We start from the raw sequence: 2655 nt of genomic DNA, 5'->3' as shown, positions 1-2655 counted from the left end.
ACCAGCAGCATCGATAGCCTCTCGACCTCGACGTCTTCTGGTCTGAGCACGGCAACCAGCAGCATCGGTAGCTTGTCGACTTCCACGTCGTCGGGTCTGAGCACTGCGACCAGCAGCATCAGCAGCCTGTCAACTTCGACATCGTCTGGTTTGAGCACTGCGACCAGCAGCATCGGCAGCCTGTCGACTTCGACGTCGTCTGGCCTGAGCACCGCAACCAGCAGCATCAGCAGCTTGTCGACTTCCACGTCGTCGGGTTTGAGCACTGCTACCAGCAGCATCGATAGCCTCTCGACCTCGACGTCTTCTGGTCTGAGCACAGCAACAAGCGGAATCAGCAGCTTGTCGACTTCGACGTCGTCTGGCCTGAGCACCGCAACCAGCAGCATCAGCAGCTTGTCGACTTCCACGTCGTCGGGTCTGAGCACTGCGACGAGCAGCATCAGCAGCCTGTCGACCTCAACGTCGAGTGGCTTGAGCACCGCAACCAGCAGCATCAGCAGCTTGTCGACTTCGACGTCGTCGGGTCTGAGCACGGCGACGAGTAGCATTGGCAGCTTGTCGACTTCGACATCGTCTGGCCTGAGCACCGCCACCAGCAGCATCAGCAGCCTGTCGACTTCGACGTCGTCGGGTCTGAGCACTGCTACCAGCAGCATCGATAGCCTCTCGACCTCGACGTCGTCCGGTCTGAGTACAGCAACGAGCAGTATCAGCAGCCTGTCGACTTCGACGTCGTCGGGGCTGAGCACCGCAACCAGCAGCATCAGCAGCTTGTCGACTTCCACGTCGTCGGGTTTGAGCACTGCTACCAGCAGCATCGATAGCCTCTCGACCTCGACGTCTTCTGGTCTGAGTACGGCAACCAGCAGCATCGGTAGCTTGTCGACTTCCACGTCGTCGGGTCTGAGCACTGCGACCAGCAGCATCAGCAGCCTGTCAACTTCGACATCGTCTGGTTTGAGCACTGCGACGAGCAGCATCAGCAGCCTGTCGACTTCGACGTCTTCTGGTCTGAGCACGGCGACGAGCAGCATTGGCAGCTTGTCGACCTCCACGTCGTCGGGCTTGAGCACCGCGACGAGCAGCATCAGCAGCCTGTCGACTTCGACGTCGTCTGGCCTGAGCACGGCCACCAGCAGCATCAACAGCTTGTCGACTTCCACGTCGTCTGGTCTGAGCACTGCGACCAGCAGCATCGGCAGCCTGTCGACTTCGACGTCGTCTGGCCTGAGTACCGCAACCAGCAGCATCAGCAGCTTGTCGACTTCCATGTCCTCCGGCCTGAGTACCGCCACCAGCAGCATCGATAGCCTCTCGACCTCGACGTCGTCTGGCCTGAGCACCGCAACCAGCAGCATCAGCAGCTTGTCGACTTCCACGTCGTCGGGTCTGAGCACTGCGACCAGCAGCATCGATAGCCTCTCGACCTCGACGTCTTCTGGTCTGAGCACAGCAACGAGCAGCATCAGCAGCCTTTCGACTTCCACGTCGTCGGGTCTGAGCACTGCTACCAGCAGCATCGATAGCCTCTCGACCTCGACATCTTCTGGTCTGAGCACAGCAACTAGCAGCATCAGCAGCCTGTCGACTTCGACGTCGTCTGGTCTGAGCACGGCGACCAGCAGTATCGATAGCCTCTCGACCTCGACGTCTTCTGGTCTGAGTACGGCGACGAGCAGCATCGGTAGCTTGTCGACGTCGACATCCTCTGGTTTGAGCACGGCGACCAGCAGCATCGATAGTCTTTCGACCTCCACGTCTTCTGGTCTGAGTACAGCAACGAGCAGCATCAGCAGCCTGTCGACCTCGACATCTTCTGGTCTGAGCACAGCAACGAGCAGCATCAGCAGCCTTTCGACTTCCACGTCGTCGGGTCTGAGCACTGCGACGAGTAGCATCGGCAGCCTTTCGACTTCCACGTCGTCGGGTCTGAGCACTGCGACGAGTAGCATCGGCAGCCTGTCGACCTCCACGTCGAGTGGCTTGAGCACTGCGACCAGCAGCATCGGCAGCCTGTCGACTTCGACGTCTTCTGGTCTGAGCACAGCAACGAGCAGTATCAGCAGCCTGTCGACCTCCACGTCGTCCGGCCTGAGCACCGCAACCAGCAGCATCGATAGCTTGTCGACTTCGACATCGTCTGGGTTGAGCACTGCGACCAGCAGCATCGATAGTCTTTCGACCTCCACGTCTTCTGGCCTTAGCACCGCGACAAGCAGCATCAGCAGTTTGTCGACGTCTGCCTCGACGGGTATCAGCAGCTTGTCGACTTCCACGTCGTCCGGCCTGAGCACTGCGACGAGTAGCATCGGCAGCCTGTCGACTTCGACGTCGTCTGGCCTTAGCACCGCGACAAGCAGCATCAGCAGTTTGTCAACGTCTGCCTCGACGGGTATCAGCAGCTTGTCGACTTCCACGTCGTCCGGTCTGAGCACTGCTACCAGCAGCATCGATAGCCTCTCGACCTCGACGTCTTCTGGTCTGAGTACGGCGACCAGCAGTATCGATAGCCTCTCGACCTCGACATCTTCTGGTCTGAGCACAGCAACGAGCAGCATCAGCAGCCTGTCGACGTCTGCCTCGACGGGTATCAGTAGCTTGTCGACTTCCACGTCGTCCGGCCTGAGCACGGCGACGAGCAGCATCGACAGC

The 2655-nt window shown here is 59.7% G+C and carries 1 protein-coding gene; it reads right to left on the bottom strand.

Annotated features, from left to right (window positions below):
- Positions 1-2655, bottom strand: a 2655-nt coding sequence (locus J2W23_RS31355; RefSeq protein ID WP_307651502.1) for a hypothetical protein, incomplete at both ends; no start/stop codon positions are given.

This window comes from Variovorax boronicumulans (genome assembly GCF_030812215.1).
Taxonomy (GTDB): Bacteria; Pseudomonadota; Gammaproteobacteria; order Burkholderiales; family Burkholderiaceae_C; genus Variovorax; species Variovorax boronicumulans_C.
Note: the sequence above shows the minus strand (reverse complement) of the source record. Positions and strands in the feature narration are given on the sequence as shown.